Raw genomic sequence first — 22678 nt, 5'->3', positions numbered from 1 at the left:
AATGCGTGAAATATATCTTGTTCGCCATGCAGAGACGATGCCCGATCCGGAGCGCCCTCCCGCCTCCTGGGCGTTGACCGAGGCTGGCCGTACCGTGGCTGCATCTCTCAAAGGCCTATTGCCCGAACTGGTCTTCAGCAGCCCCGAAGCAAAGGCAATGCAGACGGCAAGACAGTTGACGCACCTGGAGGTGACGGCTGTCGAGGAGTTTCGCGAGCATCGAGCCGACAAAGTGGCGTGGATATCAAGCGACGATTTCGCGATATCGGTCGAGCGCTATTTCAGCGATCGGGAGAACCGGGTCTGGGGCGATTCCCATGCCGAAACGGCAGCGCGATTCAGAGCCGGTCTGAGCCATATTGCCTCGCAGCTGGACGGAGCGACGCGATGCACCGTTGTTTCCCACGGCCGCATTCTCTGCAGCTTCCTCGGGAATCTCTCTGGGACGTCCGGTTACGAATTGTGGAAGCTCCTCACCATGCCAACCGTGATAAAGCTGGCGGTCGCAGACGAGACCATGCGGATCGAGGCAATCTCCTATTTTCACTGAGCCACCGCTCAATCCTTATTGTAGAGGCTGCTCAGCGGCTTCTTCAGGATGCTTTCGCGCAGTGACATGCCACCCTCGCGGCGTGGCTGTGACGTCTGTTCGCCGAAGGCCGGCTTCGGCTGCTCGTCGCGGCGCATTTCCCGGCGCAGCGCTTCCAGGCGCGCGTCGATGGAGGTTTGCGGCGAGAGCGGCGGAGGCTCGGGCAGTGGGGCCCGGGTCTGTGGCAGGAGTGCTGGCCGATAGGGCTCGAGCGGCGCCTCGGTTGCCGACGGAGCGGCGTAGGGCTGGGCGGCGTCCTCGTCCTCGAAATCCTCGTCCGGCTCGTAATCCGTCATCGCGGAGCTGTAGCTCTGCTGGAAGGTCGAAATATCGGGGCCTGATGTGATCGCCCGCATGCGGGTGACGATGCGGCGCAGGTCGACGGTGTCCGGGTCTTCCTCGGCATGTTTGCTGGTGGCACTGTGAGCCTTTGGCAGCAGGCTGTCATCGACGCGCAGGAAGCGCATGCGCATCGGCACGCGGATCGCCTCACCGAAGGCGATCGCCTCGCCATTTCCGATCGAGGAGATGAAGCTCGTCGTCGAGATCGAGGAATTGGGGATGGCCGAGCGGATGATTTCCTGGTCGCGGTCGTTGGCGAGGCGCATGGCAAAGAGTGTCGAGCACTGCGACAGGATCGTCTGGTCGAGCTCTCCCGGGCGCTGGGTGATGATGCCGAGCGAGACGCCGTATTTGCGGCCTTCCTTGGCAATGCGGGCAATCGCCTGGCGGGTCGGAACGAAGCCGAGGTTCGGATCCGAGGGTATATAGCGGTGCGCCTCTTCGCAGACGACCAGCATGTGAATGGCGCCTTCGCTCCAGAGCGCGATTTCGAAGGCCATGCGGCAGAGCACGGACGCGACCGAATTGACGACTTCGGAGGGGATGCCGGCGAGCTGGAAGGTGCAGATCGGCCTGTTGTCGCCGGGGATGCGGAAGATCTGCGCGATGGTCTCCGTGATCGTGTCGCTGATCGTGTTATTGGAGAACATGAAGTGGTAGCGCGGATCGTTGATCGCGGCGATGATGCGCATTTTCAGCGAGCGCAGGAACGGTTTTTCGGTGCGGCCTTCCAGCCGGCCGATGCGCTCGTCGATGAGAGCAAGCAGGTCGGCGATGCGGTACGGCACCGGCGTATCGGCAGTGATCGAGCTCTTTTCCGTCTGTCGGCGCACAAGCGAACTGTCGCTGCCGCGGAAGGCGCGCTTGGCCTCCGGCAGGATATCGCGCAGCATGTCGAGCTCTTCCGGTACCGGCGGGCGGCCGCGGAAGACCACTTCGGCGAATTCCTCGAGCCGCATCAGCCAGAAGGGCAGGTCGAGTGTATCGGTATCGATGGTAACGGCGTGTTTCGGGAAGGCGGCGGCAAATTCGTTGTGCGGATCGAGGATCAGCACGCGCAGCTTCGGATCGGCCTCAATCGCCTTGTGCAGGAGCAGCGAGACGGCAGTCGATTTGCCGACACCGGTCGAGCCGACCACGGCGAAGTGCTTCGACAGCATCGAGGGCACATGGATCGCCGCTTCGATGCTTTCATCCTGTGTCAGGTTGCCGATGACTGCGGTGGCGCCCTTGCCGGCATCATAGATGCGCATCAGGTCCGCGGCGCGGATACGATGGGCGATGGCGCCGAGATGGGGATAACACGAAATGCCGGTCGAGAATTCCTCGCGGCCGTCTTCGTCGACGCGGACTTCGCCGAGCAGTTCCGTCTCGATGCGGAAGACATTGTCCTGGCCTTCGCCCCAGCCCTGGTTGCCGGTATTCATGGAGAAGACGAGGGCGACGACACGATTCCTGCCGACGCTGATCGAAATCAGCCGACCGACGGACCATAGTTCGGTGAGATCGGTGCCACCGGCTTCCGCCACGGCGGCGATGGTGGCGCGCGAACCGCTGCACGCAACGACACGCCCGAGGAAACGGTTCCCCGGCGTAAGGCTATCGCGGCGATCCTGTTCGCCTGCCTTGCCTGTCGTCATCATGTCGTTGTTCAGCAAAGGGTTACTCCCCGCAGTAAAGGACAGGATATGACCGATCCTTTAATAAATCCTTCAGCCCCAGAATTGGACGGGCTATGGGAGAAGTGATCGGCTGACCGGCCGCGGATTTTTTATTGCGGAATGCGTTGACGCTGCGAAATTTTCTGTCTATCAATTCCGCCCATGACAATTTCGAACGTTCTTATCGTGGTGGGAAAGCGCATGGGCAGGATGGTGTAACCATCCGGCGGTAGCCACCCATGCGCAAGACGAAGGCTCCTCAGGGGCCTTTTTTTATGCCCGAAATCAGGGCTTCCGGCACGAACCTCAACTCCTCAGCATCAAACGGAACAGATACATGGCGAGCACGGACAATCAAGCGGACAGCAATCGAATGACGGGAGCGGAAATCGTTCTCCGCGCGCTGAAGGATAATGGTGTCGAGCACATCTTCGGCTATCCCGGCGGCGCGGTTCTTCCGATCTATGACGAGATCTTCCAGCAGGAAGAGATCAAGCATATCCTCGTGCGCCATGAGCAGGGTGCCGGCCATGCGGCCGAAGGTTATGCCCGCTCCACCGGCAAGGTCGGCGTCATGCTGGTCACGTCAGGTCCGGGTGCCACAAATGCCGTGACACCGCTGCAGGACGCCTTGATGGATTCGGTTCCGCTCGTCTGCCTCTCCGGCCAGGTTCCCACCTCGCTCATCGGTTCGGACGCCTTCCAGGAATGCGACACCGTCGGCATCACGCGCCCCTGCACCAAGCACAACTGGCTGGTCAAGGATGTCAACGAGCTCGCCGCCGTCATCCATGAAGCCTTCCGCATTGCGCAGTCCGGCCGCCCCGGTCCCGTCGTCGTCGATATTCCGAAGGATGTTCAGTTCGCCACCGGTACCTACACGCCGCCGGCCGATCACGCGATCCAGAAGAGCTACCAGCCGAAAGTTCAGGGCGACATTAACCAGATTCACGCAGCAATCGAGCTGATGGCGAATGCCCGCAGGCCGATCCTCTATACGGGCGGCGGCGTCGTCAATTCCGGCCCGGAAGCTTCCCGCATGCTGCGCGAACTCGTCGAGCTGACGGATTTCCCGATCACCTCGACTCTGATGGGCCTCGGCGCCTATCCGGCCTCAGGCAAGAACTGGCTGAAGATGCTCGGCATGCACGGCTCCTACGAAGCCAACATGGCGATGCATGATTGCGACGTCATGGTCTGCATCGGCGCACGCTTCGACGACCGCATCACCGGCCGCCTGAATGCCTTCTCGCCGAATTCCAAGAAGATCCATATCGACATCGATCCGTCTTCGATCAACAAGAACGTTCGCGTCGATCTCGGCATCCGCGGCGATGTCGGCAATGTCCTGGAAGACATGATCCGCCTGTGGCGGGCGCTGCCGAAGAAGCCGGAGAAGGGACGCCTGGACGCGTGGTGGGCCGATATCGCCCGCTGGCGCGCGCGCAATTCCTTCGCCTATACCAAGAGCAACGACGTGATCATGCCGCAATATGCGCTGGAACGTCTCTATGAACTGACCAAGGATCGCGACACCTACATCACGACCGAAGTCGGCCAGCACCAGATGTGGGCAGCCCAGTTCTACGGATTCGAGCATCCGAACCGCTGGATGACTTCGGGTGGCCTCGGCACGATGGGTTACGGCCTGCCGGCAGCCCTCGGCGTCCAGATCGCCCATCCGGAGAGCCTCGTCATCGACATTGCCGGCGATGCCTCGATCCAGATGTGCATCCAGGAAATGTCGGCGGCGATCCAGCACAATGCGCCGATCAAGATCTTCATCATGAACAACCAGTACATGGGCATGGTGCGCCAGTGGCAGCAGCTCTTGCATGGCAACCGCCTGTCCAACTCCTATACGGAAGCGATGCCCGACTTCGTGAAGCTCGCCGAAGCCTATGGCGCGGTCGGCCTGCGCTGCGAAAAGCCTGACGATCTCGATGCGACGATCCAGGAGATGATCGATGTCAAGAAGCCGGTCATCGTCGATTGCCGCGTTGCCAATCTCGCCAACTGCTTCCCGATGATCCCCTCGGGCAAGGCGCATAATGAAATGCTGCTGCCAGACGAAGCCACGGACGAGGCGGTCGCCAACGCGATCGACGCCAAGGGCCGTCAGCTCGTATAAGAACAGATAGGTAGGAACCCCAGGATTATGAACGCACACCTTCAACCCACCGGCTCTGCCTATTTCATCTCTCCGGAAACGGCGGCCGTCGAGAACCATACGCTCTCGGTGCTCGTCGATAACGAACCGGGCGTTCTCGCCCGCGTGATCGGCCTGTTTTCCGGCCGCGGCTACAATATCGAAAGCCTCACGGTTTCCGAGACGGAGCATGCAGCGCATCTGTCGCGCATCACCGTCGTGACGCGCGGCACGCCGCAGGTCCTGGAGCAGATCAAGGCGCAGCTGGAGCGTATCGTGCCTGTTCATCGTGTGGTGGACCTCACGGTGCGTGCCCGTGAACTCGGCCAGGACCGGCCGATCGAACGGGAAGTGGCGCTTCTGAAGTTGATTGGCAGCGGTGAGACCCGCGCCGAGACGCTACGGCTTGCCGATGCGTTCCACGCCAAGGTGGTGGATGCAACGATCGATCATTTCATCCTGGAGATCACCGGCAAGTCTTCGAAGATCGACCAGTTCATCGCGATCATGAAGCCGCTCGGCCTCATCGAAGTCTGCCGCACCGGCATTGCCGCGATGAACCGCGGCGCGCAGGGCATGTAGGACTACAGCCCGGGCATGTAGAAACTACAGCCGGGGCATGTAGAAACTGCAACACAATAGCAAAACGATTGCGCCGTTGGAGATCAGAGCATTTCCAGCGGCGTTTTCCTTGCCGGTGGCGGGAAGGCGGCATCGAGCGCCTCCCAGTCCTCGTCGGTGATGTCGAGGGAGACGCAGTCGCGGTTTTCGCGGGCGCGCTCGATGTTGGAGGTCTTGGGTATGACGAAGACGCCGTCGCGTTCGAGCACGAAGGCGAGCGCCAGCTGCGCCGGGGTGGCCTGATAGGCCTTGGCGATATGGATCAGGTCCGGATGGTGCAGGATGCGGCCCTGTTCGATCGGTGAATAGGCCATGATGGGGATGTTGCGGCTCTGGCACCAGGGCAGGAGATCGTATTCGATACCGCGACGGGCGATATTGTAGAGGACCTGATTGGCGGCGACGTTCTTTCCTCCGGGAACAGACAGCAGCTCCTGCATGTCGTCGGTATCGAAATTGGAGACGCCCCAGGCGCGGATCTTGCCCGAAGCCTTCAGCGTTTCGAAGGCCTCGACGGTCTCGGCGAGCGGATAGTTGCCGCGCCAGTGCAGCAGGTAAAGGTCGATGCGGTCAGTGCCGAGGCGGTCGAGGCTATTTTCGCAGGCGGTAATCGTGCCGGTGCGGCTGGCATTCCAGGGATAGACCTTGCTGACGATGAAGGTCTCCTCACGGCGGCCCTTGATTGCCTGTCCGACGATTTCTTCGGCGCCGCCGTCACCATACATTTCGGCGGTATCGATCATCGTCATGCCGAGATCGAGGCCGGCCTTGAGGCTTGCGATTTCTTGCCTCGCGTGGCCGGCATCCTCGCCCATGCCCCAAGTTCCCTGGCCGAGAGCGGGGACTTCGGTGCCATCGGGGAAACTGATGGTGGGGATCGGGTCATCCATGGCGGTTCTGGTCCTTTGCGTCTCCGGCAGACTATCAGGTAATCCTGTCACCGTGACAATCATGTTATGGTGACAAGGGTTTAGGACAGTTATGCTGACCTAAATCCAATAAGTCGGCCACATCATCGACACATGCTTTCCGGGAGGTTTCATGCCGCTGGATACGTTTCTGGCTCTGCTGCTCTTTGCCTTCACGACGTCAATCACGCCGGGGCCGAACAACATGATGCTGTTTGCCTCGGGCGTGAATTTCGGTTTCCGTCGCACCATCCCGCACATGTTCGGCATCGGGGCAGGTTTCCTGTCGCTGCTTCTTGGCGTCGGGCTTGGGCTCGGTGCGCTGCTGCATATGGTGCCGGCGGTCTATACCGCGCTGAAGTTCGCAGGCGGCGCCTATCTCGTCTGGATCGCCTGGAAGATCGGAACGTCGCGCTCGCTGGGCGAGGGCACGAGCGGCGTGAAGCCGATGTCGTTCCTTGGTGCTGCGGCCTTTCAGTGGGTCAATCCGAAGGCCTGGGTGATGGCGGTGACGGCCATGGCGACCTATACCAATCCTGAGCTTTATCTGGCCAGCGTGCTGCTCGTCGGTCTTGCTTTTGCGGCGGTCAACGTGCCTTCTGTGTCCACCTGGGCTGGCTTCGGCTCGGCGCTTCGGGAGTGGTTGTCCGATCCGGTGCGGCTGAAATGGTTCAATATCACCATGGCATTGCTGCTCGTTCTCAGCCTCTGGCCGATGCTAAAATAGCGTCGGCTTCGTGAGCATCAGCCAGAGAATGCCTGTTACCGCGAAGAAAGCCGGGAAGCCGAAAGCGAACCAGACGCGGTAAAGGCTGAAATAGGCCGATGGCAGGGCGGCGCCCGAAGCCGCTGCGGCCCGCGCCAGATTGCGCAGCCGGATCTGGATCCAGACGACCGGCAGCCAGAAGATGCCGGTCACGACGTAAAGCAACAGCGAGAGCGCAATCCAGCTTTCCGTCAGGTCCCAGCCGATGATGCGGGCGAGAAGATAGCCTGTCACGGGCTGCAGAATGGCGGCGGTGGCGGTAAAGATCGTGTCGGCGATGACGACGGTGCCGGCGACGTGTGCGATAAGCCCGGGATCACGGGTGCGATGGGCCATCACCATGAAGAAGGCGATGCCGGCGCCGGTGCCGAAGAGCACGGCGGCACCCACCACATGGGCAAGAAGCAGCAATTCGGCGAGCATCAGCGTTCATCCAGGATGGCGAGTGCCGCAAGCGTCAGCAGCAGCGATGGCAGCACCTTGACCAGCGGCCCGAGCGGATCGAGCCAGAGCGCCGGTTCCAGAATGGTGCCGCCGGCGAGATAGGCAAGCGAGACGATGAGCATGCCGCCAAGGGCGCGACGGGCGAAGGGGCGCACGAGGACTGCGGCGCCGAGCGCGATATCGATCAGGCAGGTGATGATTGTCATCGCCATGGCCGCATCGGCTGGCATGACGCGCAGGAAATGGGCGCTTGCCTGTTCAGGTGCCAGAAGCGGGATGAGGCCCGATAGCAGCCAGAAGAGCGACAGGCCGGCAATGATGGGCGCCTTCAGGAGATAGAGGCGGGCAAACCACAGATCCTGAACGCCGGAGGGGTTGGCGGCAAGCGTCTCTGCGGCCGAAAGCGTCGGCAGACGCTGCCGGGTGGGGCGGTCCATCCTGACGCCCTCGGACATGACGGTCATGGCGGTGGAGCGCAGCGGTGAGCGCCAGCCGAGATGGCCGACGAGATCGGCAAGCCATGAGGCGGGCCGTGCGAGTGCCGGCGGGATCGAGATAACAGGCGCATCCGGCAGGCCAAGCCAGGCACGATGCAGTTTGACGAGGCTTGTCAGCGTGTGCCGTTCGGTGGCAGCCAGTTCGATGTCGCTGCCGGAGGGAAGCGTGCCTGAAATCGCAGCCGAGACTGCAGAGGCGACATCTTCGGCGGCGACCGTTTCAACCGGGCTGTCGGCATGGATGAGCGGCAGGGCAAACGGGAAGGATGCGAGTGCGCGCAGAAGTGCGGTGCCGCCATGGGCATTGCGGCCGAGCACGAGGGACGGGCGAAGGATGACATAAGGCAGGCCGGATGCCGCAAGCGCGATATCGGCAGCGCGCTTGGTGGCGAGGAAGGGCAGGTCGCTGCCGGCGCCATCCGTTCGGGCGGATATCTGGACGATGAGCGTCACGCCGGCCGGTCGCGCCGCTTGCTGGAGCGCGATCATTGCGCGTTGCTGGGTGGCCGCGAGATTGTCAGAAAGACCGTCCTGGAGGGCGCCGGCACTGTTGACGACCACGTCCTGGCCCTCCAGCACGGAGGCCCAGTCGGCCACATTGGTCATCCTCTCCAGGTCGGCCCTGATCCAGCGGATAGCGGGCTGGCGAACCCGCGCCCGGTCGGGATTGCGGGCAAGCCCGGTCACTGTGCAGCCGTCCGCAAGCAGCCGTGCTGCGATCGCCGAGCCGATGAAGCCTGTGGCACCGAGAATCAGGATGTTCATGATGGGAGACTACCCAAAAACGGCATGTCGGGCAGGGCGGGCGGTATAACGCCTGCAAGAAATTGTCTGCCTTTCATGCCGGATAGCTCAAGCGATCAGGCGGGGATCGAGTCTCGCCATGGGAATAGCGCATTCGGTGACGATCCGGGCCGCCAGAGACGGGTCAAGCGGCGGCCTGACGTGGAAGAAGGCAAGTTCCAGCGCCAGGCCGATCGCGAAAGGTCGCCTGCTGAGGGGTACGCGATTTCGATCGAGAGCATCGGCCAACTTCGGCCACAGGCGGCGAACGTAGGCAACGGGCGTCTCGGCTGGACGGTTCTCATCCGTCAATCGCGGTATTCCGAATTGCGGATGTCCGATTGTTGAGACCACGTAACGAAGCGTTTCCATCGCCATCTCTTGCGAGATCAGAGCACCGGACCTTCTCGCGGCGCCGTATGTCAGGTTGAGCAGGGAATCGTGGCTTTCCAGAAGGAAGGCATTGGGCAGGTTGCCGGTATAATAGCGGGAGCCGTCTTCGGCTTCCATGGCGATGAGATCAGCGTCGTCGCTGAGATCTCCTGCGGAAGCAATATCAAAGGCGGTGAGGACGCACGAAAAACCGCCAACCGATCCCAGGGCTCCAAACAGATCGATCGGCTGAACATGGCCGTCCGTCGCCATTTCCTGAATCACATGATCCAGCAGGGCGCGTGCAACCAGCCCTGGGCTCTCGACAGTATCTTCGGTCTCCTGCCGGCGCGGATCGACAGAGGCCGAGCTATCGGCAAGGCTCTCCATCTCGTCTCGCGGAGGCGCGGACGGAGGCGCGGGTGATCTGGTGCTGCGGCCGAATGTCGGAAGTTTCATGTGTGCGATGTTGAGATGAAGCCGTTAACGTTTGGTTAGGATCACGGCGAAAAATAAGGAGTTGCTTAATTAGCTCCATCTTCAGTCATCCCCGACGGCATTCATTTGGGACACTTCTTGACGAGAAATGCGCTTGGCGCTCCTCCGATCGCCGCATAAGATCGAGCGCTCTAGCCTGGAGAGCGCGCCATGCGGCACAGAGACGACCACGCAGATCATGACCACGATCACCATGATCATCACCACGACAACCATTATTCGGACATGCAGGCGCGTGTGAAAGCGCTGGAATCGCTGCTGACGGAGAAGGGGCTGATCGATCCGGCGGCGATCGATGCGATTGTCGAAACCTATGAGACAAAGGTCGGGCCGCGCAATGGTGCGCGTGTCGTTGCGAAAGCCTGGAGCAATGCCGACTTTGCCGAATGGCTGAAGCGGGACGCGACGGCAGCGATTGCGAGCCTCGGTTATACTGGTCGGCAGGGCGAGCACATGCGCGCCGTCTTCAACACGGCTGACACGCATAACCTCGTCGTCTGCACGCTTTGCTCCTGCTATCCGTGGTCGGTTCTCGGCCTGCCGCCGGTTTGGTACAAGGCTCCCGCCTATCGCTCGCGTGCCGTCATCGATCCACGCGGCGTGCTGGCTGAATTCGGGGTGACGCTGCCTGAGAGCAAGAAGGTTCGCGTCTGGGATTCGACGGCGGAGCTGCGTTATCTCGTCATCCCCGAGCGACCCGAGGGAACGGAGGGCATGGATGAGGAGGCGCTTGCCGATCTCGTCAGCCGCGATGCGATGATCGGCACTGCAATTGCGGGAAGCGCGAAAATTTCGGGCGCCGGCAACCCGGAGGTGGCCCGATGAACGGCCCACACGATCTCGGGGGCCAGATGGGCTTCGGCCCCGTCGCGCCGGAAGTCAACGAACCCTATTTCCATGCCGAATGGGAGAAGCGGGCGCTCGGCATCACGCTCTCCTGTGGCGCTTTTGGTGCCTGGACTATTGACGAGAGCCGGCATGCGCGCGAAAGCATTCCGCCGGCCGATTATCTTGCGGCAAGCTATTACGAGATCTGGATCCGCGGCATTGACATGCTTCTGGAGCGCCATGGCTTTGCGAACCGCGAGGAATTGCTGTCCGGCTCGAAGCTGCAGGATGGCTCGGTGCCGAAGCGAGTGCTGAAGGCCGACATGGTCGCCGGCGTGCTCGCCAAGGGTGGGCCTTGCGACCGGCCTGTCGAGGCGGCGCCGCTCTTCGTCGTCGGCGAAACTGTAAAGACCAAGAATTTCAATCCGGCCACCCATACCCGGCTGCCGCGTTATGCCCGCGCCAAGACCGGCACCATCGAGGCGGTGCAGGGCTCATTCGTCTTCCCTGATGACAATGCGCATGGCAAGGGCGAGAACCCGCAATGGCTCTATACCGTGGTCTTCGATGGTGGTGAGATCTGGGGCGAGGGGGCAGACCCATCGCTGACGGTCTCGATCGATGCGTGGGAGAGCTATCTTGAGCGTGTGTGAGGTGCCCTCTCAACTGGCCCAATCGCCCAGCCTGCCGAAGTCACCGGAAGGTGATCCGGTTTTCCCGGAGCCCTGGGCTGCGGAGGCCTTCGCCATGACCGTGCATCTGCATGAGAAGGGGCTGTTTGCCTGGAACGAATGGGCTGAGGCCCTGTCGAAGGAGTTGCACAAACCCGGCCGCGCCGACGACGGCAGCGACTATTTCGACTGCTGGGTGGCTGCTCTTTCCGAACTGCTCGTCAGCCGCGGCGTTGCGGATGCCGCCGTGATCCTCGACCTGCAGAAGAGCTGGCAAAGGGCGGCGGAAGCAACGCCGCACGGCAAGCCGATCGAGCTTGCGAACGATCCGCTGCGCTGAGTTTCAGATGCAGTTCCCGTCTCAGGATGGGAACTGCCTATAACATTCCTCTGCCACCTTGCGCAGCATGTCGCGGGAGATTTCGCCCGTCACCGCATAGCCGAGTTCGCCGTCGATCCAGTAGAAGGTTTCCACATCCTTGGCCGAGGCGAAGCGGAAGCTCGTCGTCCTGTTTTCCTTGTTGCGGCCGACGATGACCGTCAGGCGCTCGCGGCCCTGATCCTCGTACATGAACATGGCGCCCGGCCTGTCATCGACGGGTAGCAGGCGACCACCGACAAGGTGGAAGCCGAGGGATTTCAGGTCCGGAACCTTGAGATCGGGGATCGCCAGACGCTTGCCGAGCCAGGTCGCCAGATGGGCTTCCTCATTGGCGAAGACTTCGACCGGGTGGCGCACTTCGCTCGCATAGACAAGGAAGGCGGTTTCGGCCTGCTTCGGCAGGGTCTCGGATTCGGCAAGCTGCAGCGGTGGGCGCTCAAAGAGCGGCGGGATGAAGCGGTCGCTGACGGCGCCAAGCGCAAAGAGGATCACGGCGGCTGCGGCGAATGCCGAGCGTATCTTCCAGGGGGAGGTTGGCTGAACTACTGATGTCACCATCCGGAGATCGGCATCGCGGCTCTTCTCATAACCTGCAAAAAGCGACTTGATGCCGGCATTCTGCGTCTGCCAAGCGGCGACCATGGCGGCCTCCTCCGGGTTTTCCGCGAGGTAGGCTTCGACGCGGGCGCGGGCAGCTTCCGGCAATTGCCCGTCGGCGTAGGCGTGCAGGTCCGCTTCGGTCACGGCTCGATTGGTTTCGTTCATTTCGGTCTCCGAAGCGTAATCACGTTGTCGGCTTTCATATGTTCGCTCATGCGCTGGCGTGCGCGCGACAGGCGCGACATGACTGTGCCGATCGGGATCTCCAGCATGGCGGCGACTTCGCTGTAGCTGTAGCCTTCGATGACCACGAGCATCAGTACGGAGCGGTAGTCCTCGGACAGGCTGTTGAGAGCCTGTTCCAGCCGCAGGCGCTCCAGCGGATCGGCCTGAGTATCGGAATTGGCGATATCCTCGGCGGCATCGAGTTCGACCAGCCGGTCGCGGGGGCTTGCGCGGCGGGCGTTGCGGTAAAGATTGGTCATCGTCGTCAGGACCCAGCCGCGCAGGTTGATGCCGCGCCACTGGCCGCGCCGGGCCAGGACCTTTTCCACGCAATCCTGAAGCAGATCCTCGCCTTCGGCATCCGAGCGGGTGAGGCTGCGGGAATAGCGGCGAAGCGAGGGGAGGAGGGCCAGGATCTGGCCCTCGAACGTATCGGGTGGGGGCGTCTTCACGCTGGCCTCATCAGGGCTTTGCGACATCCCAGGAACCGCCGACGCCATCGCCGGTGATATCGCCGGACTTCGTGTCCTTCACCCAGTAATAGAGCGGCATGCCGTCCTTGGCCCACTGCTTCTTTCCATCCTTGCGTTCGACGAGCGAGTATGCACCATCGGCTTTGGCGTCGCTAGCAGCGAGGAAGGGCGGCCAGTTGGTGGCGCACTTGTCGTAGCAGTTCGTGACGCCTTTTTCGTCCTTCTTGTAGGTGTAGAGCGTCATGCCCTTTTCGCCGGCGAGGACCTTGCCCTTGGCCGTTTCGACCTCGGTGATGGCGGGGGCGGCGAAGGCTGCAGTGGCGGTGGCAGCGACGACTGCAAGCACGGACAGGAATTTCACGGACTTCATGGTCTCTCTCCTCGGGTTAGGCACGCATTTTTGCGATACCTGACATGAGACACGTCAGGGCTTGGTTTTATTCCCGTCTGTTTTTCAAACGTCAGTTCGGATTGAAAACAACATGGCAGTCCCGTCCGGCCGCCTTGGCGCGATAGAGGGCGTTATCGACGTTACGCAGCAATTCGGCGCGGCGGCGGCCGCCCAGCGGAGCAAGTGCCGCACCGATGCTCAGGCGGGCGCGGATGATGTTTCCTTCGATGGTAAAGGGGCTGCGGAAGGTCGCGAGAAGACGTTCGGAGACGGCGACAAGCGCTTCGGTGTTCGGCGGGTTCGGAACGAAGATCGCGAATTCGTCGCCGCCCATGCGGATGACGATATCGCCGGAGCGGATGACCGAGCGAATACGGCTTGCCGCTTCGCGCAGCACTTCATCGCCGATATGATGGCCGAGCGTATCGTTGATCGACTTGAAGCCGTCCATGTCGAGATAGAGGGCGCCGAAGGTCTGGCCGGAGGCAAGGGCTGCTTCCAGCGCGCGGTCGACGATGGCATCGAGCGCTGATCGGTTGAGGAAGCCCGTCAGCGGATCGGTCATGGCGGCGGTGCGCAGGCTGTTTTCGGCAAGGCCCATGACGAAATTCGCCTTCTGCAGCCGCAGAAGCGCGCTGGCCACACGGGCGAAACGGCGAAGATTGGTGGCCTCCTGTTCGGTGAACAGCCGCGGCTTCTGATCAAGGATGCAGAACGCGCCGATTGCCAGGTCGCTTTCAAGTTCCAGAGGTGCACCGGCATAGAAACGGAAATGCGGCGGGCCTGTCACATAAGGTGCGGTGCTCAGTTCCGCATCCTGTTCCAAATCGGGAACGACGACCATGTCGTTGGCGAAGACGACGCGGGTGCAGAAGGAGAGGTCGCGCGGGCATTCGGAAAGCTGCATGCCCGCTTCGCCGGCAATGCGCAGCCAGTCCTCATCGACGATGTTGACGGCGGCATAGGGCATTGCGAATGCATTCTTGGCGAGCTCGGCAAGCGCTGCAAGCTCGGGCGTCGGGCTGCTGCTGATGGCGCTCAGCGAGCGCACGGCAAGCAGTCGCTGCGGTTCGTTGACTGGAATTCGGATAGTCTGCCCCACTCGGATCTCCGTCTCTGTCAAAGACAGGGGATAGAAATGGCCCTATTGAAAATCTCGGCAAGGGCTAAAATTCGCCAGCGTTAACTGGCAGTTGCCGTGGGCGGTGTCGCGGCCGGGCGCTGCCGATGACGCTAGCGAGGCTAGGCAGGGCGATGGAAAGGTTCTAGTGTCGGTTCGCCTGCGTGACTGGCGAGACAGATGGAGAACCATCGGGAAGCGCAGGCTGCCGCTGCCGCTCGCCTGGGCACCAAGATAGTAACTCCTGTAACCTGTGCCATGCCCCATGCAGAACCAGAATCCCCGCCTTATCGAAGCCCTTTCGCAACTTGATCAGCTCACCAATTGGGAACAACGCCCGCGCGGCGAAATGCGTGTCGGGCTTGAACCGATCCTCGATCTCTCGGCGCGTCTCGGCAATCCGCACCGCGCCTTCCGCTCGATCCATGTGGCAGGCACCAAGGGCAAGAGCTCGACCTGCGCACTGCTTGAAGCCGGATTGCGCCATGCCGGCATTTCCGTCGGGCGCTATGCCTCGCCGCATGTGGAGCATATTTCCGAGCGCGTCAGCGTCAACGGCCAGCCGGTCGAAGAGGCCGTGCTCGCCGAGGCGCTGTTCCTGGGCCTTGATGCGCTCAGGCAAGCAAGGACGGAAGGGACGGCAGCCGAGGCTGCAACATGGTTCGACATACTGACAGCGGCGGGTTTCCTGATTTTTCGCGATGCGGGCGTTCAATGGGCCGTTGTCGAGACAGGGCTCGGCGGCCGGCTGGATTCGACCAATATCGTCGACAGCGATGTTTCGATCGTCACCAATATCGGCCTCGAACATACGGAGATTTTGGGCAAGACGCGGGCGGCGATCGCCTTCGAAAAGGCCGGCATCATCAAGCCGCATACGACTGTCGTGACACCGCTTGAAGCGGATGACGAGGCGGGGGCGGTGATAGCCAGGCGGGCAGCCGAGATCGATGCGCGTCTGATCCGGCCGGATCTTTCGCAAGCGTCGACGATAGCCGGGCGCAATGCCGCAGTCGCGGGTGCCGCGCTCGATGTGCTCGGTGAACTCGGCGTCAGGGCGCGCGAGGGCAAGGCGGTCGGCGGATGGCTTGTTGATGCCGAGGCCGAGCGGGAATCGCAGCTGCCGGGGCGGCTGGAGCGATTTACCGTGCCTGTCCCGGGCCGTGCCGCGGCCAGCAATGTTGCCGTTGCGCTCGACGGCGCGCATGTGCCGTTCAATCTCGAAGCGGTGCTCGACGATCTCTCCGGCATGGAAGGATTTGCCGGATCGGGCATTGCTGTCGTGGCGATCGCGGCCGACAAGGATGCAGCGGGGCTTCTCGAGGTGATGGGCCGCCATGGCGTCTCGCCGATCTTCACCTCGGTCTCCGATCGTTTCCGTTCTCCTGCCGAATTGCAGAGGCTTGCCGGTCAGATCGGTCTCGCGAGCGACGTGATCGAGGATCCGCAGACTGCCTATGAAAAGGCGCTCGAACGGGCAGCCCGCTCCGGCGCCTGGGTGATCCTGACGGGATCGCTCTATCTCGTCGGCCTGCTGCGTGAACGGGTCATCAACGAGGCGGTGAAGAGCTAGCTCGCCTCAAGGAAAATTCCGCCTTGCCTATGCGAGGCGAATCCTGCCAAGTCGCTTCCATGCAATTCGCCCCGCAACAGGATGAAGCCCTGAAGGCCGTTTCGAACTGGCTGAAGGAGGGCAGGTCGCCGCTCTTCCGTCTGTTCGGCTATGCCGGAACGGGCAAGACGACGCTTGCCAAGCATTTTGCCGAGCATGTGGATGGCGATGTGCTGTTTGCCGCATTCACCGGCAAGGCTGCACAGGTACTGCGCTCGCGCGGGGCGTCGAACGCCAAGACCATCCACTCGCTGATCTATCGGCCGCGCGGCGAGGAAGAGGTGGAGGACGAGGAAACCGGCAAGACTTCGATCGCACCGATGTTTTCCATCAACCGCCAGAGTCCGGTCGCCAAGGCTGCGCTGATCATTGTCGACGAATGCTCGATGGTGGACGAGGCGCTCGGCAAGGACCTGATGAGCTTCGGCACGCCGATCCTGGTGCTCGGTGATCCCGGCCAGCTGCCGCCGGTCACGGGCGGCGGTTTCTTCACAAACCAGGAACCGGATTATCTGTTGACGGACATCCACCGGCAGGCGCGCGACAATCCGATCATCAAGCTCGCCATGCAGGTGCGTGAGGGCAACGAGATCATGTATGGCGACTACGGCAAGGCGCAGGTGATCTCGAAGAACGAGGTGACGCAGCCGCTGGTGATGGATGCCGATCAGGTGCTTGTCGGCACAAACAAGACGCGGCGGCGCTATAACCAGCGCCTGCGGGAACTCAAGGGTTTTACGACCGAACATCCACAAACCGGCGACAAGCTGGTCTGCCTGCGCAACGACCCGGCAAAGGGCCTGCTCAACGGCTCGCTCTGGCAGGTCATGACCTCATCCAAGGAAACGACCAAGCCGGGCATCAATCTGCTGGTGCGCCCCGAAGATGACGACATGGATCGGGGGGCTGCCAAGATCAAGCTCCTGAAACAGGCTTTCGAGAATGTGGAAGGCGAGATCCCCTGGAACACACGCAAGCGCTATGACGAGTTCGATTACGGCTATGCGCTGACGGTTCACAAGGCACAGGGTTCGCAGTGGAACAATGTCGTGCTGTTCGACGAAAGCTGGGCTTTCCGCGATACGCGCGAGCGCTGGCTTTACACCGCGATTACACGTGCAGCAGAAACGCTGACGATTGTCCGCTAAACTTGGCGTTCCCTAAAGTTTGGCGATCACGGTCGTGCGGGATGCGGTGGCGGCCGCAGCCGGCGTGGGGAGAATCAAGCCTGAACGATGCCGAGGAGAACCGCCTTGGCGATTGCCTGGAAGCGGTTGTTGGCATGGAATTTCAGAATGATGTTGGCTTCCAGTCCGCGCGCTTCCTCATGCTTGAGGTCGAGGGCGCGGGCAATGCGCTGCGTCGAATAGCCCTCTGACATCAGCTCCAGGCATTGGCGCTCCTGATCGGTCAGGCTTGCCGGATCCCTGTTGTCGTTGATCGGTGGCAAGTCGAGACTGCTGTCATATTCGAGAAGATCGCTCACCTGCTGCAACTGCCGGTGCAAGGTCGACATCTCGGCCGTCAGCTCGCGCTTGCGCTGGGAAAGGGCCTCGCGGAAGATCGACTCGGCCTCTTCCTGTGAGACTGCGCTGCGCAGGACCTCCATCAGCTCCTGTATGACCGCGATCGGCATGCCGGTTTCGCGGCAAACGGTGATGACCGCCATACGCATGACGTCATCCTGATCGTAAACGCGCATCAGGCCGATGCGGTTTGCGGAAATCAGGCCCTTCTCTTCGTAGAAATGCAATGTCCTGTGCGTGACGCCGAAAGCGTTCGCCATGTCGGCGATGGCAACGGGACCTTGTGGAATATCCGGCGGCAAAGCAGCCGAAGGCAGGAACCGGTATTTCGACCGGGCCTCCGAAGCAATACCGGCGGCAGCAAACAAACGTTTGGAACCGTCTGGCATGAACCCTCCTGGGGCAGGTAGTTGCACCTGATGCGGCTTTGCCAGTTGCTTCCGGAGCGCGGCGAGTGGGGTTTCCTCTAGCGTTCTTATCGTTGGAAGAAGCAGTACTCGGCGTACTTGACTCGTTTACGCAGCGCTCACTTTATGCGCGGACGGTTTCTTTTGTAAGTGCTAAAAATAACCGTTTTTAAATGGGATAGCAATGTCAGGGCATCCCGGTCCACCTCTTGCTCGGGTGTGTGGTATAGAGGAACCACAGTGTTTTCCGCCATTCACGAATGATCTTCGAAGGGAACGGAAATTACTGTTTCCGGTACGCTGATGATGCCGGTCGTCATGGGAGGCGTGGCCATCAAGGCCAGGCATGAATGCATACGCGAATCTGATTGGCCTTCGCTGCCGCCTTGGCTTAAAAGCAGGGCCAGTCCCCACCCCAGACGGATATCGCCATGCCCGCCAAACTCTCCGTGAACCTCAATGCAATCGCCATGCTGCGCAACCGGCGCGACCTGCCCTGGCCAAGCGTGGAAGGGCTCGGGCGCATCGCGTTGCAGGCCGGCGCTTCGGGCCTGACCGTGCATCCGCGGCCGGACCAGCGGCATATCCGCTTTTCCGACCTTCCCGTCATTCGCAACCTGATCGACGACGAATTTCCAGAGGCCGAATTCAATATAGAGGGCTATCCGACGGAGGAATTCCTGGAGCTTTGCGCCAAGGCCCAGCCCGAGCAGGTGACGCTCGTGCCTGACGATCCCTCGCAGGCGACCTCCGATCACGGCTGGGATTTCCGCAAGCATCAGGCATTCCTGACCGATGTCGTGGGACGGCTGAAGAAGATGGGATTCCGCGTTTCGCTTTTTGCCGATGGCGATGGCGACGCGGAGGCTGTGAAAGCCGCGAAAGCGACGGGTGCTGACCGGATCGAACTTTATACCGGCCCCTATGGCGGCTGCTACGATGCGCCTGAAAGGGCGGGGCCGATCCTCGAAGGGCTCGGCAAGACGGCGGATGCGGCGCTTGCCCTCGGCCTTGCTGTCAATGGCGGCCATGACCTGACGGTGGACAACCTGCCAGCGCTGGTGAAGCGCATTCCCGATCTCGCCGAGGTTTCGATCGGCCACGGGCTGACGGCCGATGCGCTGGAATATGGCATGGCGGAAACGGTGCGCCGCTTCTGCCGGGCATGCGGCCAGAAAATCTGACAAGAAAGGCCCGCCCTCTGTGGATGAAAGGGCGGGCATTCGAGCGGCGCGCGTCCATTCGGACGCACAAAGGCCGCTCTTACGAAAATCGATTCCGATCTTCGGGCCGATGCTGCGGGCCGGCTCAGGCGATGAGAGCGGCCTTGTTGGCGATGAAGTAATCCTTCAGCGACTGCGGTTCTTTGCCCGTCAGCTTGGTGAAGTCATCGGTGACGATGTCGAACTTGCCAGCGCGGATATTGGCGTCGGCAGAGACGAGCATGTCGGCAACGAAGCCCGGCAGGCCGGCGCCGCGGAGGCCCTGGCCGAGCTGCTCGTCGGTCACGGTGACGACGTCCAGCGGCTTGCCGGTGGCCTCGGTGGCGATGGCGGCGATCTCCTTTGATGTCAGCGACTGTTTGCCGGTCAGCGTGTAGATGGCGCTTGCCGAGATGCCGGCTGCAAGAGCCGAGGCAATGGCGAGCGCGCAGTCGTCACGCGAGATGGTCGAGATCTTGCCGTCACCCGCCGAGGTGAACCATTTTCCGGCCTGCAGATTGTGCGGCATGCTGTGCATGTAGTTGTCGTGATACCAGGCGTCGCGCACGATCGTGTAGGGGATGCCGCTTTCCTTGATGGCATTTTCGGTGCCGAGGTGGTCGGGCGCGAAGGTGATGAGCGAATTATCGGGGGCCGGCATCGAGGTGTAGGTAATGTGTTTCACCTTGGCCTTGACGGCGGCGGCGACGGCGGCCTTATGCTGGATCAGGCGCTTGCCGGGTGTGTCGAGCGCGTCAGTGCTGATGATCAGCAGGCGGTCGACGCCGGCAAAGGCGGCTTCGAGGCCGGCGGCATCATCGAAATCCGCCTTGCGGGTGACGACACCCTTGGCAGCGAGACCGGCGAGCTTTTCCGGGCTGCGGGTCGCGGCGATGATGTTTGCCGGAGCGACCTCGTAGCTTTCGATCAGGTGATGGACGACACGCTGGCCGAGCTGGCCTGCTGCGCCGGTGACGAGAATGGTTTCGCTCATGATATCCTCTATAGTGGTTGACAGGTGGTCTCAAAAAGAGAGTAACACTAGAATAGGAATTGACCCGATGCTGTAAAGAAGGCAGTTTTTCGGGAGTTCGTTACCAAAAGGGAACCAGCTCATGGCCGGAACCATCGTTAGCCTGAAGGAAAGAACGCGCCAGTCGGCAGTGCCCGCCGATGGGCAGGGCGGCGCGCGGCGCGAGATCGACCTAGCCAGTCTGGATTTTACCAATTGTCCGGTGCGGGACGTGTTGCAGCAGATCGGCGGCAAATGGTCGACCCTGCTTCTGGAGGCGCTCGCCAAGCAGCCCTATCGCTTCGGCGAGTTGCGCCGGATGATCCCGGATATTTCCCAGCGCATGCTCACCCAGTCGCTGCGCGACCTGCAGCGCGACGGCTATATCGAGCGGGAGGTTTTTCCGACGAAGCCGCCGAGCGTGGAATATCGTATGACCGATTTCGGCCGCTCGCTCTATACGGCGCTGTCGCAGCTTCTGAACTGGGCCGAAGCGAACCATGACGGAGTTCGGGCCGCCCGGCTTCGCTTCGACGCCGATGCTGTGTAGAGCGCAATTCCGGACGCAAAACCGCTGCACACTTTTGCTGGAATTGCTGTAGAGGATCAGGCGGACAAGCCGCCTGATCCTGAATGATTACTTCTCGCGGCCTTCCGTCAGGAAGAACAGGAAGGCGACTGCCGGGAAGCAGAAGCCGATCCAGGCCGCCATCGTCCAGCCACCCGTTGCATAGGCCCAGCCGCCGAGCGCCGAACCAATGGCGCCGCCGGTGAAGAAGGTCGCCATGAAGAGGCCGTTCAAGCGGCCACGATGTTCCGGGCTCAGCCCGTAGATGGCGCGCTGGCCGCAGACGAGATTGGTGGTCACGCCGAAATCCAGGAGGATCGCAGCAGCCGTCAGCAGGATGAGCGCCATCAGCGAGCCATCGGTGGCGAAGTGGCTGATGAGGAAGGAGCCCATGCCGAGCAGCATGGCGAGCGTGGATGCGACCTTCGTCATGCCGCGATCGGCCAGACGGCCGGCAATCGGCGAGGCAATGGCGCCGGCGGCACCGGCAAGCGCAAAGAGAGCGATGCCGCTCTGCGAGATGCCGAAGGCGGGGCTGGCGAGCAGCAGCGGCGCAGTCGTCCAGAACAGGCTGAAGGCGCCGAACATGCCGGCCTGATAGAGGGCGCGGCGCTGCAGCACGCGCGAGTTCACCGCAAGATGGCCCATGGAGGCCAGCAGTTCACCGTACCGCAGCTTGGTGTGGGGGACGCGGACCGGCAGGTTGGCGCGCAGCACGATGCCGAGGGCGATCATGACCGCTGCAGTGACATAGTAGACCATATGCCAGGACGAGGCTTGGGCAACGAGGCTCGCGAAGGGGCGGGCGAGCATGATGCCGCAGAGCAGGCCGCTCATGACATTGCCGACGACCTGGCCGCGCGTCGCGTCCGGCGCCATGCTGGCGGCGAAGGGGACGAGGACCTGCGCTGCGACCGAGGCGAGACCGATACAGAGCGAAGCCGTCAGGAACATGCCGGGCGTGGAGGAGAAGGCCGCGCCGACGAGGGCAAGGGCGGAGCCGACCGTCAGTGTCAGGATGAGACGGCGATTTTCGAAGAGGTCGGCAAGCGGCACCAGGAGCAGAAGGCCGAGACCGTAGCCTATCTGCGTGAGCGTGACGATGAGGCCAGTTGCGGCAGGCGAGAAACCGAGATCGGCGCTGATCAGGCCTGCCAGTGGCTGGCCGTAATAGAGGTTGGCGGCGACGAAGCCGCAGGAGGCTGCAAAAAGGAAGGTTAGCCAAGGGGATAGGGCGCGAGGCAAGGCCGCATCCTGAGTGGTGGCTGAAACGCTCATCAGAAACTCCAATAGGCAATGATTGGGAGGATTGAATGCAATTTTATCGTTTGCCGCCACCCGATCCCTGACCGGATGACGGTATTTCTGTCATCAAGTTACGAGACGCATTGCGGCCTCGGCCGCAGCCATCATCTCTTTCTCGCCGCGTCCCGTCCTCCCGATGACGCGAAAGCCCTTCGTCAGGCAGAGAAATGTGAGGGCGGTCGTATCGGCATCCACAGTTGACGGGATCGTGCCATCGGCCTGGCCGATGCGGATGAGATCGGCCATCAGCTTTTCATCAGCGGAAAAGGCGGCGGCCACATGTTCCGCAGTCTCCTCGTCGAGCAGCGAAATGTCGTTTGCGCCACCGACGACGAGGCAGCCCTTGAGGCCCGCTTCGCCGTGGGAAAGCTCGGCGTAATACAGGACCATCTGGAAGACCTTTTCGCGGCCCGTCTTTACGGATGCGATCTTCGCCTCCAGCCGGCCGCGGCCGAGCTGGCGATAGCGCCTGAAGGCGGCAAGAAAGATGCCGCGCTTATCCTTGAAAGCCTTGTAGACGCTGCCGGAGGCAAGGCCCATGGCCTCGGTCAATTCGCTGATGGAGGCGGCATGGTAGCCGCGCTCGGAGAAGACGCGCAAAGCCGCATCGAGTGCCGAGTCCATGTCGAACTCGCGCGGGCGGCCGCGGCTGCGGGTTTTCGGGTCAGGTGTGAGGGTGTCAACGGTCATGGCGCCTAATTAGGGAATGACCGTTTCCAAATCAAG

At 61.8% G+C, this 22678-nt stretch carries 24 protein-coding genes; 11 read left to right on the top strand and 13 right to left on the bottom strand.

The genetic code is table 11. From position 1 onward, the window contains the following. Position 1 precedes the first annotated feature (1 nt). A complete protein-coding gene (locus LVY75_24855; protein ID XAZ22031.1) occupies positions 2–550 on the top strand; it encodes a phosphoglycerate mutase family protein in 549 nt (182 codons plus the stop codon). A gap of 8 nt (positions 551–558) precedes the next feature. Here the strand turns inward: LVY75_24855 and LVY75_24850 are convergent, their stop codons facing one another. After that, a complete protein-coding gene (locus LVY75_24850) occupies positions 559–2589 on the bottom strand; it encodes a DUF87 domain-containing protein (GenBank protein XAZ22030.1) in 2031 nt (676 codons plus the stop codon). A 340-nt stretch (positions 2590–2929) separates the two neighbouring features. Here LVY75_24850 and LVY75_24845 point away from each other — a divergent pair, with 340 nt between their 5' ends. Then, a complete protein-coding gene (locus LVY75_24845; GenBank protein ID XAZ22029.1) occupies positions 2930–4723 on the top strand; it encodes an acetolactate synthase 3 large subunit in 1794 nt (597 codons plus the stop codon). A gap of 27 nt (positions 4724–4750) precedes the next feature. Then, on the top strand, positions 4751–5323 hold the full coding sequence (ilvN, locus tag LVY75_24840) for an acetolactate synthase small subunit (protein ID XAZ22028.1): 573 nt from the start codon (positions 4751–4753) through the stop codon (positions 5321–5323). 83 nt (positions 5324–5406) lie between these two features. Here the strand turns inward: ilvN and LVY75_24835 are convergent, their stop codons facing one another. After that, positions 5407–6252 (bottom strand): aldo/keto reductase, encoded by an 846-nt coding sequence (locus tag LVY75_24835; GenBank protein ID XAZ22027.1) that lies wholly within the window; start codon positions 6250–6252, stop codon positions 5407–5409. A 151-nt stretch (positions 6253–6403) separates the two neighbouring features. Here LVY75_24835 and LVY75_24830 point away from each other — a divergent pair, with 151 nt between their 5' ends. Next, the gene (locus LVY75_24830) at positions 6404–6997 is read left to right on the top strand and encodes a LysE family translocator (GenBank protein ID XAZ22026.1); all 594 of its coding nucleotides are present in this window, start codon (positions 6404–6406) and stop codon (positions 6995–6997) included. On the opposite strand, the gene LVY75_24825 is transcribed toward LVY75_24830, so the two are convergent. From LVY75_24825 to LVY75_24815, 3 genes are all read right to left on the bottom strand, one after another. Continuing rightward, positions 6989–7459 (bottom strand): DUF2269 domain-containing protein, encoded by a 471-nt coding sequence (locus LVY75_24825; protein ID XAZ22025.1) that lies wholly within the window; start codon positions 7457–7459, stop codon positions 6989–6991. The two genes, LVY75_24830 and LVY75_24825, sit on opposite strands and share 9 nt — an antisense overlap. Beyond that, a complete protein-coding gene (locus tag LVY75_24820; protein XAZ22024.1) occupies positions 7459–8742 on the bottom strand; it encodes an SDR family oxidoreductase in 1284 nt (427 codons plus the stop codon). The genes LVY75_24825 and LVY75_24820 overlap by 1 nt, the downstream gene beginning before the upstream one ends. 87 nt (positions 8743–8829) lie before the next feature. After that, a complete protein-coding gene (locus LVY75_24815; GenBank protein XAZ22023.1) occupies positions 8830–9522 on the bottom strand; it encodes a hypothetical protein in 693 nt (230 codons plus the stop codon). Positions 9523–9780: 258 nt separating this feature from the next. Between LVY75_24815 and nthA the strand changes: the two genes are divergently transcribed. The 3 genes from nthA to LVY75_24800 are packed head-to-tail and all read left to right on the top strand — an operon-like array spanning position 9781 to position 11469. After that, positions 9781–10455 (top strand): nitrile hydratase subunit alpha, encoded by a 675-nt coding sequence (gene nthA, locus LVY75_24810; GenBank protein XAZ22022.1) that lies wholly within the window; start codon positions 9781–9783, stop codon positions 10453–10455. Further along, positions 10452–11111 carry a nitrile hydratase subunit beta gene (gene nthB, locus LVY75_24805; GenBank protein ID XAZ22021.1) on the top strand — a complete coding sequence of 220 codons (660 nt, stop codon included), beginning with the start codon at positions 10452–10454 and terminating at the stop codon, positions 11109–11111. The genes nthA and nthB overlap by 4 nt, the downstream gene beginning before the upstream one ends. Then, positions 11098–11469, top strand: a complete 372-nt coding sequence (locus LVY75_24800) for a nitrile hydratase accessory protein (protein XAZ22020.1) — start codon at positions 11098–11100, stop codon at positions 11467–11469. The genes nthB and LVY75_24800 overlap by 14 nt, the downstream gene beginning before the upstream one ends. A gap of 21 nt (positions 11470–11490) precedes the next feature. Here the strand turns inward: LVY75_24800 and LVY75_24795 are convergent, their stop codons facing one another. From LVY75_24795 to LVY75_24780, 4 genes are all read right to left on the bottom strand, one after another. Then, on the bottom strand, positions 11491–12276 hold the full coding sequence (locus LVY75_24795) for an anti-sigma factor (GenBank protein XAZ22019.1): 786 nt from the start codon (positions 12274–12276) through the stop codon (positions 11491–11493). After that, positions 12273–12788 carry an RNA polymerase sigma factor gene (locus tag LVY75_24790; protein XAZ22018.1) on the bottom strand — a complete coding sequence of 172 codons (516 nt, stop codon included), beginning with the start codon at positions 12786–12788 and terminating at the stop codon, positions 12273–12275. The genes LVY75_24795 and LVY75_24790 overlap by 4 nt, the downstream gene beginning before the upstream one ends. A 10-nt stretch (positions 12789–12798) precedes the next feature. Then, complete coding sequence (locus LVY75_24785) at positions 12799–13179, bottom strand: hypothetical protein (protein ID XAZ22017.1); 381 nt, start codon at positions 13177–13179, stop codon at positions 12799–12801. A gap of 91 nt (positions 13180–13270) precedes the next feature. Beyond that, positions 13271–14302 carry a sensor domain-containing diguanylate cyclase gene (locus LVY75_24780; protein XAZ22016.1) on the bottom strand — a complete coding sequence of 344 codons (1032 nt, stop codon included), beginning with the start codon at positions 14300–14302 and terminating at the stop codon, positions 13271–13273. A gap of 283 nt (positions 14303–14585) precedes the next feature. Between LVY75_24780 and LVY75_24775 the strand changes: the two genes are divergently transcribed. Beyond that, complete coding sequence (locus LVY75_24775; protein ID XAZ22015.1) at positions 14586–15893, top strand: bifunctional folylpolyglutamate synthase/dihydrofolate synthase; 1308 nt, start codon at positions 14586–14588, stop codon at positions 15891–15893. Positions 15894–15952: 59 nt separating this feature from the next. Beyond that, on the top strand, positions 15953–17080 hold the full coding sequence (locus LVY75_24770) for an ATP-dependent RecD-like DNA helicase (GenBank protein ID XAZ22014.1): 1128 nt from the start codon (positions 15953–15955) through the stop codon (positions 17078–17080). A gap of 74 nt (positions 17081–17154) precedes the next feature. On the opposite strand, the gene LVY75_24765 is transcribed toward LVY75_24770, so the two are convergent. Beyond that, the gene (locus LVY75_24765; GenBank protein XAZ22013.1) at positions 17155–17847 is read right to left on the bottom strand and encodes a MerR family transcriptional regulator; all 693 of its coding nucleotides are present in this window, start codon (positions 17845–17847) and stop codon (positions 17155–17157) included. 449 nt (positions 17848–18296) lie between these two features. Between LVY75_24765 and LVY75_24760 the strand changes: the two genes are divergently transcribed. After that, complete coding sequence (locus LVY75_24760; GenBank protein ID XAZ22012.1) at positions 18297–19049, top strand: pyridoxine 5'-phosphate synthase; 753 nt, start codon at positions 18297–18299, stop codon at positions 19047–19049. 124 nt (positions 19050–19173) lie between these two features. On the opposite strand, the gene LVY75_24755 is transcribed toward LVY75_24760, so the two are convergent. After that, on the bottom strand, positions 19174–20061 hold the full coding sequence (locus LVY75_24755) for an SDR family oxidoreductase (protein ID XAZ22011.1): 888 nt from the start codon (positions 20059–20061) through the stop codon (positions 19174–19176). 121 nt (positions 20062–20182) lie between these two features. Here LVY75_24755 and LVY75_24750 point away from each other — a divergent pair, with 121 nt between their 5' ends. Beyond that, a complete protein-coding gene (locus LVY75_24750) occupies positions 20183–20629 on the top strand; it encodes a helix-turn-helix transcriptional regulator (GenBank protein ID XAZ22010.1) in 447 nt (148 codons plus the stop codon). 87 nt (positions 20630–20716) lie between these two features. Here the strand turns inward: LVY75_24750 and LVY75_24745 are convergent, their stop codons facing one another. Next, positions 20717–21925, bottom strand: a complete 1209-nt coding sequence (locus LVY75_24745) for an MFS transporter (GenBank protein ID XAZ22009.1) — start codon at positions 21923–21925, stop codon at positions 20717–20719. A gap of 93 nt (positions 21926–22018) precedes the next feature. Then, positions 22019–22642, bottom strand: coding sequence for a TetR/AcrR family transcriptional regulator (locus tag LVY75_24740; protein XAZ22008.1), 624 nt, complete (start codon positions 22640–22642; stop codon positions 22019–22021). Positions 22643–22678: the final 36 nt, after the last annotated feature.

Source organism: Sinorhizobium sp. B11 (assembly GCA_039725955.1).
Classification (GTDB): Bacteria; Pseudomonadota; Alphaproteobacteria; order Rhizobiales; family Rhizobiaceae; genus Rhizobium.
The sequence above is the reverse complement of the archived record's forward strand: the minus strand, read 5'-3'. Positions and strand labels throughout refer to the sequence as shown.

Coding starts and splice junctions, on each gene's coding strand:
- LVY75_24760 (XAZ22012.1), top strand. CDS start 18,297: ATGCCCGCCAAACTCTCCGTGAACCTCAATGCAATCGCCATGCTGCGC.
- LVY75_24825 (XAZ22025.1), bottom strand. CDS start 7,459: ATGCTCGCCGAATTGCTGCTTCTTGCCCATGTGGTGGGTGCCGCCGTG.
- LVY75_24770 (XAZ22014.1), top strand. CDS start 15,953: ATGCAATTCGCCCCGCAACAGGATGAAGCCCTGAAGGCCGTTTCGAAC.
- LVY75_24845 (XAZ22029.1), top strand. CDS start 2,930: ATGGCGAGCACGGACAATCAAGCGGACAGCAATCGAATGACGGGAGCG.
- LVY75_24785 (XAZ22017.1), bottom strand. CDS start 13,179: ATGAAGTCCGTGAAATTCCTGTCCGTGCTTGCAGTCGTCGCTGCCACC.
- LVY75_24765 (XAZ22013.1), bottom strand. CDS start 17,847: ATGCCAGACGGTTCCAAACGTTTGTTTGCTGCCGCCGGTATTGCTTCG.
- ilvN (XAZ22028.1), top strand. CDS start 4,751: ATGAACGCACACCTTCAACCCACCGGCTCTGCCTATTTCATCTCTCCG.
- LVY75_24750 (XAZ22010.1), top strand. CDS start 20,183: ATGGCCGGAACCATCGTTAGCCTGAAGGAAAGAACGCGCCAGTCGGCA.
- LVY75_24755 (XAZ22011.1), bottom strand. CDS start 20,061: ATGAGCGAAACCATTCTCGTCACCGGCGCAGCAGGCCAGCTCGGCCAG.
- LVY75_24745 (XAZ22009.1), bottom strand. CDS start 21,925: ATGAGCGTTTCAGCCACCACTCAGGATGCGGCCTTGCCTCGCGCCCTA.
- LVY75_24815 (XAZ22023.1), bottom strand. CDS start 9,522: ATGGAGAGCCTTGCCGATAGCTCGGCCTCTGTCGATCCGCGCCGGCAG.
- LVY75_24740 (XAZ22008.1), bottom strand. CDS start 22,642: ATGACCGTTGACACCCTCACACCTGACCCGAAAACCCGCAGCCGCGGC.
- nthB (XAZ22021.1), top strand. CDS start 10,452: ATGAACGGCCCACACGATCTCGGGGGCCAGATGGGCTTCGGCCCCGTC.
- LVY75_24795 (XAZ22019.1), bottom strand. CDS start 12,276: ATGAACGAAACCAATCGAGCCGTGACCGAAGCGGACCTGCACGCCTAC.
- nthA (XAZ22022.1), top strand. CDS start 9,781: ATGCGGCACAGAGACGACCACGCAGATCATGACCACGATCACCATGAT.
- LVY75_24775 (XAZ22015.1), top strand. CDS start 14,586: ATGCAGAACCAGAATCCCCGCCTTATCGAAGCCCTTTCGCAACTTGAT.
- LVY75_24855 (XAZ22031.1), top strand. CDS start 2: ATGCGTGAAATATATCTTGTTCGCCATGCAGAGACGATGCCCGATCCG.
- LVY75_24830 (XAZ22026.1), top strand. CDS start 6,404: ATGCCGCTGGATACGTTTCTGGCTCTGCTGCTCTTTGCCTTCACGACG.
- LVY75_24820 (XAZ22024.1), bottom strand. CDS start 8,742: ATGAACATCCTGATTCTCGGTGCCACAGGCTTCATCGGCTCGGCGATC.
- LVY75_24835 (XAZ22027.1), bottom strand. CDS start 6,252: ATGGATGACCCGATCCCCACCATCAGTTTCCCCGATGGCACCGAAGTC.